The organism is Streptomyces sp. NBRC 110611, assembly GCF_001590865.1.
Taxonomy (GTDB): Bacteria; Actinomycetota; Actinomycetes; order Streptomycetales; family Streptomycetaceae; genus Streptomyces.
In genome coordinates, this window is sequence record NZ_BBUY01000015.1 from 1,774 (window position 1) to 17,416 (window position 15,643).

At 70.7% G+C, this 15,643-nt stretch carries 15 protein-coding genes; 6 read left to right on the forward strand and 9 right to left on the reverse strand.

What is annotated here, in order from left to right:
• The 3 genes from AZE13_RS25110 to AZE13_RS25120 form a co-directional block, all read left to right on the forward strand.
• Positions 1–270 (forward strand): MarR family winged helix-turn-helix transcriptional regulator (locus tag AZE13_RS25110; protein WP_147264722.1); only part of this gene is annotated, 270 nt, incomplete at its 5' end.
• 198 nt (positions 271–468) lie between these two features.
• Positions 469–1,110 carry a hypothetical protein gene (locus AZE13_RS25115; RefSeq protein ID WP_066936413.1) on the forward strand — a complete coding sequence of 214 codons (642 nt, stop codon included), beginning with the start codon at positions 469–471 and terminating at the stop codon, positions 1,108–1,110.
• A 314-nt stretch (positions 1,111–1,424) separates the two neighbouring features.
• A complete protein-coding gene (locus tag AZE13_RS25120; protein ID WP_066936415.1) occupies positions 1,425–2,456 on the forward strand; it encodes a rod shape-determining protein in 1,032 nt (343 codons plus the stop codon).
• A gap of 31 nt (positions 2,457–2,487) precedes the next feature.
• Here the strand turns inward: AZE13_RS25120 and trxA are convergent, their stop codons facing one another.
• The gene (gene trxA / locus AZE13_RS25125; protein WP_066936419.1) at positions 2,488–2,904 is read right to left on the reverse strand and encodes a thioredoxin; all 417 of its coding nucleotides are present in this window, start codon (positions 2,902–2,904) and stop codon (positions 2,488–2,490) included.
• Positions 2,905–3,324: 420 nt separating this feature from the next.
• Between trxA and AZE13_RS25130 the strand changes: the two genes are divergently transcribed.
• The gene (locus AZE13_RS25130) at positions 3,325–4,200 is read left to right on the forward strand and encodes a glycosyltransferase family 2 protein (protein WP_066936422.1); all 876 of its coding nucleotides are present in this window, start codon (positions 3,325–3,327) and stop codon (positions 4,198–4,200) included.
• A 52-nt stretch (positions 4,201–4,252) separates the two neighbouring features.
• Positions 4,253–5,236 (forward strand): MerR family transcriptional regulator, encoded by a 984-nt coding sequence (locus AZE13_RS25135; protein WP_066936425.1) that lies wholly within the window; start codon positions 4,253–4,255, stop codon positions 5,234–5,236.
• Between the two features lie 181 nt (positions 5,237–5,417).
• On the opposite strand, the gene AZE13_RS25140 is transcribed toward AZE13_RS25135, so the two are convergent.
• Positions 5,418–6,848 carry an amino acid permease gene (locus tag AZE13_RS25140; protein WP_066936428.1) on the reverse strand — a complete coding sequence of 477 codons (1,431 nt, stop codon included), beginning with the start codon at positions 6,846–6,848 and terminating at the stop codon, positions 5,418–5,420.
• A 245-nt stretch (positions 6,849–7,093) separates the two neighbouring features.
• Here AZE13_RS25140 and murJ point away from each other — a divergent pair, with 245 nt between their 5' ends.
• Positions 7,094–8,902, forward strand: a complete 1,809-nt coding sequence (gene murJ / locus AZE13_RS25145) for a murein biosynthesis integral membrane protein MurJ (protein ID WP_107288431.1) — start codon at positions 7,094–7,096, stop codon at positions 8,900–8,902.
• A gap of 105 nt (positions 8,903–9,007) precedes the next feature.
• Here the strand turns inward: murJ and AZE13_RS25150 are convergent, their stop codons facing one another.
• The 7 genes from AZE13_RS25150 to AZE13_RS25180 all read right to left on the reverse strand — a co-directional run bounded on the left by AZE13_RS25150 (position 9,008) and on the right by AZE13_RS25180 (position 15,605).
• Complete coding sequence (locus tag AZE13_RS25150; protein WP_258527980.1) at positions 9,008–9,187, reverse strand: hypothetical protein; 180 nt, start codon at positions 9,185–9,187, stop codon at positions 9,008–9,010.
• 232 nt (positions 9,188–9,419) lie between these two features.
• Complete coding sequence (locus tag AZE13_RS25155) at positions 9,420–9,911, reverse strand: PepSY domain-containing protein (RefSeq protein ID WP_107288432.1); 492 nt, start codon at positions 9,909–9,911, stop codon at positions 9,420–9,422.
• A gap of 383 nt (positions 9,912–10,294) precedes the next feature.
• The gene (locus tag AZE13_RS25160; protein WP_066936437.1) at positions 10,295–10,924 is read right to left on the reverse strand and encodes a phosphoribosylanthranilate isomerase; all 630 of its coding nucleotides are present in this window, start codon (positions 10,922–10,924) and stop codon (positions 10,295–10,297) included.
• 32 nt (positions 10,925–10,956) lie between these two features.
• Positions 10,957–11,580, reverse strand: a complete 624-nt coding sequence (locus AZE13_RS25165; protein ID WP_066936439.1) for a LysE family translocator — start codon at positions 11,578–11,580, stop codon at positions 10,957–10,959.
• 65 nt (positions 11,581–11,645) lie between these two features.
• The gene (gene trpC, locus AZE13_RS25170) at positions 11,646–12,437 is read right to left on the reverse strand and encodes an indole-3-glycerol phosphate synthase TrpC (protein ID WP_066936442.1); all 792 of its coding nucleotides are present in this window, start codon (positions 12,435–12,437) and stop codon (positions 11,646–11,648) included.
• Complete coding sequence (gene trpD / locus AZE13_RS25175) at positions 12,430–13,515, reverse strand: anthranilate phosphoribosyltransferase (protein ID WP_066936445.1); 1,086 nt, start codon at positions 13,513–13,515, stop codon at positions 12,430–12,432. The genes trpC and trpD overlap by 8 nt, the downstream gene beginning before the upstream one ends.
• A complete protein-coding gene (locus AZE13_RS25180) occupies positions 13,515–15,605 on the reverse strand; it encodes an FAD-dependent oxidoreductase (RefSeq protein ID WP_066936448.1) in 2,091 nt (696 codons plus the stop codon). Before AZE13_RS25180 ends, trpD begins: the two co-directional genes overlap by 1 nt.
• Positions 15,606–15,643: the final 38 nt, after the last annotated feature.

Below are 15,643 nucleotides of genomic sequence, written 5' to 3' on the forward strand. Positions count from 1 at the left end.
CGCAAGATCGCCGAGCGCCTGAAGTGCGAGCCGTCGAACATCACCGGCATCGTGGACCGCCTGGAATCCCGTGGACTGGTCGAGCGCCGGCCCGATCCGGCCGACCGCCGCGTCAAGCTTGCCGCCCCGACGGCCGAGGGCGCACGTACGGCCGAGGCGCTGCGCACGTCCCTGCACTTCGCCCGCGAACCCCTCGGCGAGCTGACGAACGCCGAGCGCACCCTGCTCAAGCAACTGCTGCAACGCATGCTGGGCGTCACGCCCGAGTAAGCCGATCCGGACCTGGGCCTGGGCTTGGGCCCGGGGCCGCGTCCGGGCCCGAGGCCGGGCCCGGGGCCGCTCCGGTTCGTACCCGATGTACGCGGGGATGGCCGCGGCCGAGGGAGACTCCCGACACGTGCCCTCCCGAAACGCGACCTCCTGAAGCGTGCCCTCCCGAAGCGTCCGCCGTACACGACCATGTCCCTCATGGATCCCACCACTGACCATGACCCGTCCGCCGGTCACCCCACCGGGCCCGGCGCCCCTGCCGACCGCTCAGGACCGGCTGCCGGCCCACCGGGACCGGTCGCTTTCCAGCTCGTACTGCTGCGCCGAATGGCCGACCACCACCCCGGTGCGGTCGAGGACGCGCTGCGCGAACTCGGTGTCTCCCGCGCCGAGATGCGGGAGGCCAACCGTCGCTGGCAGGCCCGTATACGCGCCCCGGGGGCGGGCGGTGTCCAGCCGTACCGCGCGCTGCTGGGCGCCCCCGAGGCCGTCACCGCCCGCCGGATCGGCGACCTGAGATGTGAGGCCTTGACCTGGCCGGTGCCCCTCTGGCCCGATCTGCGGTTCGAGGTGCTCACCGCTGCCCGGGGAACCGTCTGGAACGCCTGGCTCGTCCGGGCGCCCGGCGCGCACGGCCCCGAGCTGCGGACGACCGCGGACCTGACCCCCTGGTCCTGCACCGTCGACGAGGTCGCCCGCGCCTTCGCACCGGCCCGCCCGATGGAGGGCAGCGCCCCGACCCGCTGGCGCCTGGCCTGCACGGCGCCCGGTCCCGACGGCAGCCCGCAGGACATCGTCACGGAATTCACCTGGGGGCTGTACCAGCGCCGGGTCGATTGAGGGCGGTTCCGCTCCCCGGTGGACGGCCGTGCCCGCTCACCCGGTGGAGGGCAGTTCCCGCTCCCCCGGTGGAGGGCGGTTCCAGTCCCCCCGATGGAGGCCGTTACCGCGCTCGTTCTCGTCGTCCCCGTTCCGGTCCTGAGCGCCGATCGCTCACTCACCCGTTCGCCTCGCCCTCCCTCTCCGCATCCCCCAGCCGGACCCTCTCGGCAGGCGGACCGCCGTGCCCGCTCAGAGGATGGCGCAACGAGCGGCCGTGCGAACGGGCCGCGCGAGCGCTCCGTCCGTACCGGCCCATCGGGGAGGAATCGCCCATGACCATCAGCCTCGCCCAACTGCGGCGCTGCTCGGCCGCCGTCGACCTCGGCGCGGCCCGGACCCGGGTGTATGTGAAGAACCAGGGGCTGGTGGTCGACGAACCGACCGTCGCCGCCGTCAACACCCGCACCGGGGCACTGCTGGCCGTCGGCGCCCAGGCCGAGCTGATGGACGGCCGTACCCCGGACTACATCCGGGTGGTGCGCCCGGTCTCCAGCGGCACCGTCGTCGACATCGACATGGCCCAGCGGCTGCTGCGCACCCTGGTCGGCGACAGGCTGCGCAAGTCGTGGCGTCGCCGGCCGACGACGCGGGCCGCGGTGTGCCTCCCGTACGGCAGTGAGCCGCTGGCCCAGCGGGCGGCCGTGGAGACGCTCACCGGGCTCGGTGCGCGCCGGGTCGAGCTGGTCGACACCCTGGTGGCCGCCGCGGTCGGCTCCGGGCTTCCGGTGGAGCAGCCGGAGGCGTCCATGATCGTGGTGTGCGGCTCGGGGACGACGCAGGTGGCGGTGTTGTCGCTCGGTTCGATCGTGGCCGCGGAGACCGTGCCGGTGGGCGGCAACGTGGTCGACCACGCCGTCGTCCAGCACCTGCGGCTGCACCACGAGCTGATGCTGGCGGGCCAGTCCGTACGCCCGCTGCATCTGGTTCTCTCCGGAGGCGACGGGCGTACGCCGGGCTCCACCGAGGTGCACGGCCGGGACGTGGTCAGCGGACTGGCGCGCTCGGTGCATGTCGACACCGAGCGGGTGCTGGACGCCATCACCACTCCGCTGACCGCGATCCTCGACGGCATCGGGGCGGTACTGCGCCGCTGCCCGCCCGATCTGGTGGCCGATCTGGCGGAGCGCGGCATCATGCTCGCGGGCGGCAGTGCGCTGATCCCCGGTCTGGAGCAGATGATCCATCAGGCCACCACCATGCCGGTGCACACCGCGGACCGCCCCGACACCTGCGCCGTCATGGGACTCGGCGCCATGATCGAGGGCAAGGTGCAGCCATTGCACCTCGATCCGATGGCACCGTAGGGCGGCGGCAAAGGCCGGCGCCGGTGTGTCCCTACTGGCCCGGTCCGGCTACTGGGCCTCCGGTCTGGGCCTGTTCGCCCTGCTCTTCCTGCTGGGCCGCGGTGACCGAGGCGCGGACCTCGTCCATGTCCAGCCCGCGGGCCTGGCCGATGACGTCCTCCAGGGCGTCCGCCGGCAGGGCACCGGGCTGGGCGAACACCGCGATGTTGTCCCGGACGATCATGACCGTCGGGATGGACTGGATCTGGAAGGCCTGCGCCAGCTCAGGCTGGTTCTCCGTGTCGACCTTGGCGAAGATCAGGTCGTCATGCTTCTCGGAAGCGCGCTCGAAGATCGGGCCGAACTGCTTGCAGGGACCGCACCATTCGGCCCAGAAGTCGATCAGGACGAAATCCTTGCCGGAGACGATCTCGTCGAAGTTGTCCTTGGTGAGTTCCACCGTGGCCATATACGTGTCCCTGTAGGTCGGTGATGCCGATGATGTCGGCGGTGTGCGGTGTGCGGTGTGCGATGTACTGGATCGCTTTTCCTGTGATCCCCGGATGCGAAAACAGAGGCAACAGCTGCGGTATTCCGCACCGTGTCTGCTTCCGCGTAACGGACCACCCGGCTCCCCTGCCCCGTGAGGGCATTCCTATTCCCCGCTCCTGATCCCCGGAGCCGTATTCCATGGAGTCATATTCAGCGGAGCCGCCCTCCGCCCTCGTCCTCCGCCCCCGCCCTCCGTCCTCACAGTCAGTCGTCCTCCATGGAACCGCGCTCCGCGGAGCCACCCTACGGATGCACCCGCGGCCCGCACGGTGGAGGGCGGCCGCCCCCGCCGGCACTAGCATCGGGACGCGGACTGCCAAGAACGGAGTGTTCACCTGTGCCTCATCTGCGCGTAGGCGTCGCCATCTTGACCATGGGAAATCGCCCCGCCGAAGTGCAGGCGCTGCTGGATTCGGTCGCCAAGCAGGATCTTCAGCCGGTGCATATCGTGGTCGTCGGGAACGGCTCGCCGCTGCCACCGCTGCCGCACGGCGCGATCGGGGTCGAGCTGAGTGAGAACTTGGGTGTCTCCGGTGGCCGGAACGTCGCTCTGGAGGAGCTGCGGAAACTCGGCGACGTCGATGTGGTGGTCGATCTGGATGACGACGGGCTGCTGATCAGTCCGGATGTCTTCAGCCGACTCGCGGAACTGTACGCACAGGACCCGAAGTTGGGGATCGTGAGCTTCCGGATCTCCGATGAGCTCGGTCGCACCCAGCGCCGGCACGTACCGCGCCTACGGGTCGGCGATCCGCAGCGCGGCGGTCTGGTGACGACGTTCCTCGGGGGCGGGCACGCGCTGTCCGTACCGATGCTGGAGCGCATCGGCGGCTGGCCGGACGCCTTCTTCTACGCGCACGAGGAGACCGACCTGGCCTGGCGGGCCCTGGACGACGGCTGGCGCATCCGGTACGCGCCCGAGGTCGTCCTCCAGCACCCGTACACATCGCCCACCCGGCACGCCGTCTACCACCGGATGGTGGCCAGGAACCGGGTGTGGCTGGCGAAGCGGCACCTCCCGGCGGTGCTGGTGCCGCTCTATCTGGGCGTATGGACCGGGCTCACGGTCGTCCGCAGCCGCTCGGCGGCGGGCCTGCGCGCCTGGGCTGCCGGCTTCGCCGAAGGGGTGCGGACTCCCTGCGGGCGGCGACGGCCGATGCGGTGGCGGACGGTGTGGCGGATGACGCGGCTGGGGCGGCCGCCCGTCATCTAGACGTGCGGGGCTCTTTTGACTCTCCCGTGAGTGGAGACCCCAAGGTGGCGACATGGACGACGACGCACTCCTGAGCATCGGCGAACTGGCCCGGCTGACCGGTCTGACCGTCAAGACCATCCGGTTCTGGTCAGATGCCGGAGTGGTGCCGCCGACCGACCGCACACCCGCCGGATACCGGCTCTACGGCCCTGAGGCGCAGGCCCGTCTCGGTCTCGTCCGTACGCTGCGCGGCCTCGGTATCGACATCGCGACGATCCAGCAGGTGCTGGGGCGCGAGGTCACCGTCGCCGAGGTCGCGGCAGCGCACGTCGAGGCCCTGGAGGTACAGATCCGTACCTTGCGACTGCGCCAGGCGGTCCTGCGAGCCGTGGCCGGACACGGGTCGACACCAGAGGAGATGGAACTCATGCACAGACTCGCCAGACTCTCCGATCAGGAGCGCCGCCGCCTGGTCCACGACTTCATCGACCACACCTTCGGCGGCCTCGAACTCGACGCCGAGTTCCTCACCATGATGCGCACCGCGATGCCCGAGCTGCCCGACGACCCGACGCCGGAGCAGCTCAGCGCCTGGGTCGAGCTGGCGGAACTGGTGCAGGACGACGGCTTCCGCGCCCGTATGCGCCGCGCCGCCGCCGACCAGGTGCAGGCCCGTGCGGACGCCGGGCCGTTCGACGACGACGCCGCGCGGCGGCTGGCCGAGCTGATCCGGGAGCGGACCGCCACGGCACGCGACGCCGGAGTCGAGCCCGGCTCCGAAGCGGCCCGAGAGATCGTCGACCGGATCGTCGGCGCATGCGCGCGGCTCGTCGGACGCGAGGACGGGTCGGAGTTTCGTACGTGGCTTCTGGAGCGCCTGGAGATCGGCCAGGAATCGGGTTACGAGCGGTACTGGCAGCTGATCGCGGTGATCAACGGTCAGCTTGCCGACCCTGCCAATCCTGCCGATCTTGTCGACCCCGCCGACCCCGGAATGGGCCCGGCCGTCGCATGGCTGCTTGCCGGAGTGCGTGCCGGTCGGAACCAGAAGTAGCGACGCCCTCCGCACGACCTCCGCACGCTCTCCGAGAGAAACTCATTCGGCCCGCCAGGAGGTACCGGCGGGCCGAATGAGCCTGAGGCCGTCCGTCGCCGAGCGGCGGACGGCCTCAGGAGGGCCTCAGAAGGGCCTCAGAAGGGGAACGGCTCAGGAGACGGACGGCCCCAGGACGGCCTCAGGAGGCGGCGACGGCGGCCCGCCGGTCGCGGCGCTGCTTGAGATGGCCCGCGCCCGCCAGGGCCGCGACCACGACGGCCGTGCCGAGGAGCTGATGACGGCCGTCCGTGCCGGCGGCCATGACGCAGAAGACGCCGAGGATGCCGGCGAGCGCCAGCCAGGTCAGATAGGGGAAGCCCCACATCCGCACCGAGAGCAGCTCGGGTGCCTCGCGCTCCAGACGGCGGCGCATCTTCAGCTGGGTGAGGCAGACGATCGACCACACGACGAGCACCGAGCAGCCGGCGATGTTCAGCAGCCAGGCGAACACGGTGGTCGGCCAGATCATCCCGAGGATCACGGCCACAAAGCCGAACACGCAGGACGCCAGCACCGCCGGCACCGGCACGCCCCGGCTGACCTTGCTCAGGAAGCGCGGCCCCTGGCCCCGGTTGACCAGGGAGTACGCCATCCTCGACGAGCCGTAGATGTTGGCGTTCATGGCGGAGAGCAGTGCCACCAGCACCACGATCTGCATGATCGTGCCGGCTGCCGGGATACCGAGCCGGTCGAGCACGGTGATGTACGGGCCGGCCGTGGCGACCTTCGGGTTGTTCCACGGCACCAGCGTGACGACCACGGCCATGGAACCGATGTAGAAGATGGCGATGCGCCAGACGGCGGTGCGGACGGCTCGGGCCACGTTCCGGCTCGGGTTGTCGGACTCCGCCGCCGCGATGGTGACGGTCTCCAGCCCCGCGAATCCGGAGATGGTGATCAGCAGGCCGGAGGCGAGTCCGGCGGCGCCGGTCGGGAAGAAGCCGCCGTGATCGGTGAGGTTGCTCGTACCGGGCGGGCTGCCGAACACCCCGAGGATGCCGAGCACGCCCAGCACCAGGAAGGCGACGATCGTGGTGACCTTGATCGCGGAGAACCAGAACTCGAACTCGCCGAAGTTCTTGACCGCGGTCAGGTTGCTGGCGCAGAAGAGCACCATGAAGATCGCCACCCAGCCGTAATCGGGGATGAACGGCACCCAGGCGTGCATGATCTTCCCCGCCGCGGTGGCCTCGGCGGCCACGCCCGCGCACAGCATCAGCCAGTACATCCAGCCCGAGGTGGCCCCCGCCCAGATGCCGAGTTCCTCCTCGGCGTGCACCGAGAACGAGCCGGTGGAGGGCCGGGCCGCGGACATCTCGCCGAGCATCCGCATGATCAGCATGACCAGCGCGCCGGTACCCACGAAGAGCAGGACGATGGCCGGACCGGCCGCGGCGATGCCGACGCCGGAGCCTACGAAGAGCCCCGCGCCGATGACCCCGCCGAGCGCGATCATCGACAGATGGCGCTGCTTGAGGCCATGCGACAACGCGGACTCGCCGTTTTGCTGTACGGCTTGCTGCACAGCTTGCGGGGAGTCCTCGGTTGACCGGGTGATTGTCCGACTCATGATCGCGCCTGCTTAAGTGATCGAGACGTTCGGTGAGCCTCAAGAGTCTGAGGGGACCCGGTGCGCGTATGACGTGAACGCCCGCCATTCGGACCTTTCGATTACGTGCAGTGAAGGCGTCGGCACAAATGGATGATCTTGTGGCGAAGATCTCGTCGCCATGGGAGAACCGGCGGCCGGGCCCGTCCGTCAGGGCCTTGATGAGAGCTCTGACGCGCTTTGGCGCGCTTTGGCGCGAAACCTCGATGAAAGAGTGTGAGTTTCAGGTGCGAAGGACGGATGACACCCTCCCGCTCCGCGCTCCGGCCGGACCCGGAGGACCGGATCGCACTCCGGCCGGACCGGCCGGACCGTCAGGACCGGCCGGGACCCCCGTCAGCCCGTCGCCGCTCGCGGCCCCCGAACCGAAGCGCCGGGGTGGCGCGTCGGGTCTGCTGAGGTCCAGCGCCCTGATGGCGGCGGGCACGATCGTGTCGCGTATCACCGGGTTTCTGAAAACCCTGGTGATGGCCGCCGCGATCGGTCTCAGCACGCTCAACGACTCCTACCAGGTCGCCAACACCCTGCCCACGATGATCTACGTGCTGGTGGGCGGCGGCGCGTTGAACGCGGTGTTCGTCCCACAGCTCGTACGGGCCATGAAGAAGGACGAGGACGGTGGCGAGGCGTACGCCAACCGGCTGTTCACGCTGGTCGTGGTGGTCCTCGCGGGCGTCACGGTGATCTGTGTGGCGGCGGCTCCGCTGCTGATCCGCCTGCTGGGACCGGACATCGCCGCCGACCCGCAGCGGATGGCGGTCACCGTGGCCTTCGCCCGCTACTGCCTGCCCACCATGTTCTTCATGGGCGTCCATGTGGTGCTCGGGCAGATCCTCAACGCCCGTGGCCGCTTCGGCGCGATGATGTGGACCCCGGTCCTCAACAACATCGTGATCATCGCCGCCTTCGGCAGTTTCATCTGGGCCTTCGGCGGCTTCAGCGACTCGGGCGTCGGCTCCTCGACCATCACCCCCGAGGGAGTACGGCTCCTCGGCCTGGGCACCCTGCTCGGGCTCACCGTGCAGGCGCTGGCCATGCTGCCGTACCTGCGCGACGCCGGCTTCACGCTCCGCCCGCGCTTCGACTTCCGGGGACACGGCCTGGGCAGGGCCATGGGCCTGGCGAAGTGGACGCTCCTCTTCGTGCTCGCCAACCAGCTCGGCCAGAGCGTCGTCATCGCGCTCGCCACGAAGGCGGGCACCCTCGCCGACCGCGCCGGATACACCGGCTCCGGCATCACCGCCTACAACTACGCCTTCCAGCTGTGGCAGATGCCACAGGCCATCATCACCGTGTCGGTGATGACCGCCGTGCTCCCGAGGATCGCCCATGCCGCCCAGAGCGGCGACGCGGCGGCCGTCCGCGACGACATCTCCCACGGGCTGCGGACCTCGGCCGTCGCCATCGTGCCCTGCGCCTTCGCGTTCCTGGCCCTGGGCGTGCCGATGGCCACCCTGCTCTACGCCGGCACCGATGCCGCCGGCGCCCGGGGCATCGGCCACGTCCTCATGGCGTTCGGCCTCGGCCTCATCCCCTACTCGGTGCAGTACGTCGTCCTGCGCGGCTTCTACGCGTATGACGACACGCGCACGCCCTTCTACAACACCGTCATCGTCGCCCTGGTGAACGCCGGCGCCTCCTGGCTGTGCTTCACGCTGCTGCCGCCGCGCTGGGCCGTGGCCGGTATGGCCGCCTCCTACGGTCTGGCCTTCGCCGCGGGCGTCGTGGTGGCCTGGCGCCGGCTGCGGAAGCGACTGGGCGGCGATCTGGACGGTTCGCGTGTGCTGCGCACCTACGCCCGGCTGACCGGCGCCGCGGCTCCGGCCGCGCTCGTCGGCGGCGGTGCCGCCTTCGCCCTGACCACGGCTCTGGGCAGCAACGCCTGGGCGTCGCTCGCGGCGCTAGTCGTCGGCGCCGTCGTGCTGCTCGGCGTCTTCCTCGCCCTGGCCCGCCTTATGCGGCTACCGGAGCTGGACGCCCTGTTCGGGATGCTCCGCGGCCGCCTCGGCCGCTGAGGCACCGCGCATCGACGGGGCCGGCAGCCCTGTGGCTCCCCTGCATCCCCAACTGCCTTGCGTCCCTCACCTCTCCTGCACCCCCGCCATCCTTGTCTCCCACCCCTACATCCCTATCTCCCAGGGGAACGGTACGAGCTCGGCCGCGCGGCAGTAGATGTCCACCGCCCAGGGCAACAGGGCCGCCAGCGGATGCAGCCGCGCGCCCTTCCGCGAGGCCAGCTGCCGGGCACTGTGCTGGACGCAGCCGGTGATCTCCTGTCCGTCGCCGGTGACGACCGTCACTGCTGCGAGCGGCCCCTCACACGGTGTCGGATCGGCGGCGTCCGCCGCACAACACCGTCGGCCCCTCTCCGCAGACTGGTCAGTCACTCGCGTCCCGCCCCCTCCGACGTCACTTCCCTGAGTGGGGAGGATGCCCGAACCAGCCATTTCTACCTAGGGAATTGGCCGACTTGGTGATGCACTTCGTGGCGCGGACGACGATTGCGCGCCCCACGCGTGCGCCTGGCCGCCCTCAGTCGCGGTCCACGTCCTCGCGCAGGACTCGCCCGTTGGCGGCGTCGACGTCGAACGTGGTCTTGTGCCAGTCGTCGGTGGTGACCACATCGACCGACCAGATGGTGGCACCGCGGTCGGAGCCTTCGAGCTCCACGGCGGTGACGGTGCCCTTCTTCCGGTCGGTGCCGGCTGCGGCCGCCTGCTGCGGGGAGATCCTGGCCTTACGGAGCCGGCCGGCGACTTCCGCCTTGTCGTCGGCGTCCTGGCCGGACTTGGCCCGGGACCGGGTCACCTTCCCGGTGACGGCATCCACCCGCACGTCATGCGCCGTGCCATCCGCAGCCGCCACCTCGGCGTCCCACTCCGGACCGCCGCCAGAGCGCGTGAGCTGAATCTCGACCAGCTTGCCGCCGGAGACCTTCTCCATCGCCGCCCGCGCGCCCTTGTCCCAGCCGACCTTCACCGCCGGGATCATGTCCTTGCGCTCGGCCTGGTCGTCGGTCAGCATCCGGCCGGTCGCCGTCGGCTACTTCGCCGCCCCCGCCGGGGAGCCGGTGGCATCCTGCGTCTTCGGAGCCGCCGGGGCCGACGGGGCCGACGCACGTGTTTCGTCCTCCTGCCCGCAGCCACTCACCAGCGTCAGCGACGCGGCGACAGCACACAGGACACCGACAGCTCGTCCCCGGCCGTGACACCGGCCGCCGGGCTCCACAGATCCATATCGCATACCCCCAGCCTCTCCGCAGGACAGGCGCCATGACATCGCCCCGCCCCGATTCACCCGCGCGCCCCACACATTCGCCTCACTGCCTCCTCCCGCGCGGCCCTTCGGGGCTGTCCTCGATGCTCAGGCGCGCCGCGCTTCGAGCTGGTCGCCGAGGGCATCGGCACTCAGTGCAGAGTTCCCCCGGCGGCGGCGCGGGCGGCTGTGACGAATGCCGTGATCAGGGCAGGGTCCTTGGTCCCCCGGATGCTCTCGATGCCGCTGGAGACATCGACGCCCCAGGGACGGGTGGCGTGGACGGCGTCCGCCACATTGGCCGGTGTGAGGCCACCGGCCAGCAGCCAGGCGGCGCCGGGTGCCCGGAAGGACGTGCCCGTCCAGTCCCAGGGGATACCGGCGCCGGGTGTGGGCGCGTCGAGGAGCAGGATGTCCTCGCCCATCTGACCGCAGGTGGGCAGCGGCTCCCGGTAGGAGGTGCCCCGGATGAGGGTGCGTCCTTCCTGCCGTAGTGCGCTGAAGCAACCCCGCCCTTCGCGCCCGTGGAGCTGGACGGCCCGCACACCGGTGAGGTCGGCCAGCGCACGCACGTCCGCCACCGGCTGGTCGCGGAACACGCCCACGGTCATCACGGAGGACGGGACACGTCGGACGAGCCGGGCAGCGGTGGCGGGATCGACCCGGCGGGGGCTGTCGGCGAACATGAAGCCGATGGCGTCGGCCCCGGCCTCGACCGCCGCGTCCACGTGTTCTGCGGTCTTCAGCCCGCAGAGCTTGATGAACAGGTGACGCTGCCCCACAGGCCCCTCCGGGTGGTTCTCCGTGCCGGCCATCACCGGCTGGCGAGGGCCAGTTGGACGCCGAGGCCCACGAAAGCGACGGCGAAGGTGCGCCGCATCCAGGCGAGCACCTTCGGGCGGGTGATGATGTGGTCCCGTACGGCCGACGCGAAGGCACCGTAGATCACGAACACGACGAACGTCATCGCCATGAACACGGCCGAGAGCTGAAGCATCCGCGGGAAGGTGTCCGTGCTGGTGGCCGGGACGAACTGGGGCAGGAACGCCAGGAAGAACATGGACAGTTTCGGGTTGAGGAAATTGATCAGAATCGCGGTGCCGGTGACTCCGGCCGCCGACCTGTCCTTCTTCGCGTCGTCGCCCTCGGTGTCTATCTTCATCGCGCCCTTCTCCCGCAGGGTCTGCCAGGCGAGATAGAGCAGATAGGCGACGCCCGCCCACTTGAAGCTCTCGAAGGCCAGGGCGCTGGTGTGCAGGATGGCGGCGAGGCCGGCGATCGCCGCCGCCAGGTGCGGGACGATGCCGAGGGTGCAGCCGAAAGCCGCCACCACCGACATCCGCAGTCCACGCGTCAGGCCGGTGGCCACGGTGTACACGGCACCCGTTCCGGGTGAGACCACAATGATGAACGCCGTGATCAGGAACTCAACACTCATGAATGGCTGCTCCTTTGACTGACTTATAGGTCAGGCCGATGGGTCGGGCCGATGGGTCAGGCCGACTACTGTGCCAGGAGCGCCCGGGTGGCGGACTCGACATCGTCGGCACGCATCAGGCTTTCGCCGACGAGGAACGTGGTGATGCCCACGGCGGCCATGCGCCGGAGATCCTGCGGAGTGCGCAATCCGCTCTCGCCGACCACGACGCGGTTCCGGGGCACCCTCGGCGCCAGGTTCTCGGCCGTCGTCAGGGTGGTCTCCATGGTGGTCAGATTGCGGTTGTTGATACCGATCAGCCGGGACCGCAGGCGGGTCGCGCGTTCCAGCTCCCCGGCGTGGTGGACTTCGACGAGAACGTCCATGCCGAGTTCGCGCGCCGTGCCTTCGAGGGCGGCCGCGGTGTCGTCGTCGACGAGGCAGAGCATCAGGAGGACGGCGTCGGCACCCCAGGCCCTGGCCTCGACGACCTGGTAGGGGTCGAGCATGAAGTCCTTGCGCAGGACGGGGATGCCGGTGGCGGAGCGGGCCTCGGCGAGGTGGTGCGGGCCGCCGTCGAACGACGGGGTGTCGGTGAGGACGGAGAGGCAGGCGGCTCCGCCCGCCTGGTAGGCGCGGGCCAGGGCCGGCGGGTCGAAGTCCGCGCGGATCAGCCCCTTGGAGGGGCTCTTCTTCTTGACCTCGGCGATCAGGGCGTACTCCCCATCGGCCCGGCGCTTTTCGATGGCGGCGAGGAAGCCCCGCGGGGGCTCGGCCGCCTCGGCCTGGGCCCGTAGTGCGGCGAGCGGCCGTGCTGCCTTCGCCGCCGCGATCTCCTCGCGCTTGTACGCCGTGACGCGGGTCAACAGGTCACTCATGGGATGTCCTCGGGGTGGTCGCGGTGCGGGTGGTGTCGGTGCCGTGGGCGGTGTCGGTGGTGTGGGTGCCGTGGGATGCGGCTACCAGGGCGGCGAGGCGGGAGCGGGCCTCTCCGGAGTCGATCGAGGCCGCGGCGAGCTCGGCGGCCTGCCGGAAGTCGCCGGCGCGACGGGCGGCGACGAGAGCCGCGGCGGCGTTGAGGACGGCGATGTCCCGGTACGGGCCCCGGACTCCCTCCAGCACCCCCCGCAGAGCCGCCGCGTTGTGTGCGGGGTCGCCGCCGCGCAGGTCTTCGGGGCGAGCGAGCGGAATGCCCGCCTCCGCCGGGGTGATCTCGAAGGTCTTCACCGCGCCGTCGGCGAGTTCGGCGACGTACGTGGGCCCGGTGGTGGTGACCTCGTCGAGACCGTCCGAGCCGTGCACGACCAGCGCGCGGGCAGAGCCCAGTTCACCCAGCACCCGGGCCAGCGGCTCGACCCAGTGCCGGGAGTAGACGCCGACGAGGTGGTGTGCGACGCCGGCCGGATTGAGCAGCGGCCCGAGGAGGTTGAAGACGGTACGCGTGGCGAGTTCGACCCGTGTGGCGGCGACGTGCCGGAGAGCGGGGTGGTGGTTGGGGGCGTGCATGAAGCCGATGCCCGCCGCCGCGATGCAGTGCTCGACCTCGGCCGGGGTCAGCGCGGTCCGTACGCCCAGCGCACCGAGCACATCGGTGGAGCCGGACCGCGAGGACAGCGCACGGTTGCCCTGCTTGGCCACCGGGACGCCGACGCCCGCGACGATGAGTCCGGCACAGGTGGAGATGTTGTACGAACCGGACGAGTCGCCCCCGGTACCCAGGATGTCGACCGTGCCCGGTGGCGCGGTCACCCCGTGCATCCTGCGCCGCAGGCTGGTGGCGGCGCCGGTGATCTCGTCGACGGTCTCGCCCCGGACGCGCAGGGCCATCAGGAACGCGCCCATCTGCGAGGGGGTCGCCTCCCCGGAGGTCATGGCGGTGAAGGCCTCGGCGGCCTCCTGCCTGGTGAGCGGGTGGCCGTCGGCGGTCTTCGCGAGGAATTCCCTGAATGTGCCCATCAGGCGGCCCCTTTCCCAGGGAAGGGCTGGTCCCAGTCCGGCGTGACGTTCTCCCGCCGGTAGGGGGTCCGGTCGGTCAGGCCGGTGTCGAGGGTGCGGGCGAACAGGTGCCCGCTGTGCACGGCGGCGGCGATGATCCCGGGCCCGAGGGCGTCACCGACCCGGACGACCCGGCGCACTCCGGCCGCTTCCAGGGCGCTGGTCCCCACCCCGGTCAGTTCCCGGTACAGGGCGTCCCGGGGGATCTGGCCGGTGGAGAGCACCACCGCGTCGGCGGGCACCGCGGTCTCCCGGCCGGTGTACGTACAGGCCAGATACGCGGTGCCCGGTACGCCGCGGGCCAGCGTGGTGGAGGTGTGCACGGCGGCGCAGCGTTCGATGATGCGGCGCTGGACGCGCTTCTGCTCGGCGGTGTACTGGGTGAAGGCCGCGACCACGGGTTCCGGGGTCACGAAGACGATCGCGCATCCGGCGTCCGCGAGGCGTTCGGCGATGACCGTCGCCATGTAGTAGTGGTCGTCGTCGTAGATCACGACGCGGCCCTCGGGGAGCCGGCCGTCCATGATGTCGTCCGGCGTGAACACCGGGACGCCGCCCAGTCCGGGGATCGGGTCGCGGTGGTGGCGCCCGACGCCGTCCTGCCGCCAGGCCGCTCCGGTGGCGACGGCCACGAGCGAGCACCCGGCCTCCAGGACCAGCTCGGCCGTGACGTGGTTGCCGGGCAGCACCTGCACGTTCTTCATGCGCTTGAGCTGTCCGACGCGCCAGTCCCGCACCCGGCCGTACGTCGCGAGGCCGGGCAGCCGCGCTTCCCGGGTGGCGCGCCCGCCGAGTTCCCGGCCGGCCTCGCAGAGGATCACCTCGTAGCCGCGCTGGCCCAGGCCACGGGCCGCTTCGAGGCCGGCGGGCCCGCCGCCGACGACGAGGACCGTGTCGTCGGTGTCCTTGAGCGGGATGGTCTCGGGGTGCCAGCCCCGCCGCCACTCCTCGCCGGTCGTGGGGTTCTGGGTGCAGCGGAAGGGCGCGCCCATGGAGTCGTAGGCCAGGCAGATGTTGCAGCCGATGCACTCGCGGATGTCGTCGAACCGTCCCTGCTCGATCTTGGTGGGGAGGAACGGGTCGGCGATGGAGGGGCGGGCCGCCCCGATCAGGTCCAGGGTGCCGGACCGGATCATGGACACCATGGTGTCGGGCGAGGTGAAGCGGCCCACGCCCACGACGGGTTTGGTGGTGACGCTCTTGACGAACTTGACGTACTTCTCCTGCCAGCCCTCCTGCTCGAACCGGGCGGTCGCGCCGTCGTGGCCCATGTTGGCGATGTTGACGTCCCACAAGTCGGGGAGCTCACCGAGGAGTTCGATGACGTCATGGGCCTCGCCGTCCGCGGTGATGCCGCGCTCGCCCATCATCTCGTCGACGCAGAAACGGACGGCCACCGCGCAGGTGTCGCCGACCGCCTCCTTGGTGTCCTCGATCAGTTCACGCAGCAGCCGGGCGCGGTTCTCCAGGCTGCCGCCGTATTCGTCGGTGCGCTTGTTCCGGCTGCGGGAGAGGAAGTTGATGGGCAGGGTCATGCTGTGCCCGGCGTAGATGTAGACGATGTCGAACCCGGCGCGCCGGGCGTTGTGCGCGGCCTCGCGGTGCCAGCGCCGGAAGGCCCTGATGTCGTTCTTGTCCATGGCCCGGGCGCTGCCGGGAAGGAGGCTGCGGGTGGCCTCCACGCTGGGGGCGAGAGGTACGGCGCGGGATTCCAGGTTGGCCACGTGCCCGCCGTTGTGGGCCAGTTCCACGCCGGCCAGGGCGCCGTGCTCGTGGATCTGCTCGGTGGCCCGGGCCAGGGCGGGGATGTCCTGCTCGTCCCAGAGGCGGAGTTCCCGCTGGTGCTGGCCGGAGTAGTGGATGTCGCACTGTTCGGTGCACACCACCCCCCAGCCACCCTCGGCCTTGACGCCGCGCATGGCGGCCATCGGAGAGGGGTGCGCCCGGCCCATGCCGTTGCAGTGCGGGACTTGGTAGAAGCGGTTCTTCGTGGTGACGGGGCCTATCCGAAGCGGTGTGAAGAGGAGGTCGAAGCGGGCTGGGCGGGACAACGTCACGGTTCCCTTCGGGCCGGTCCCACGCACGGCGG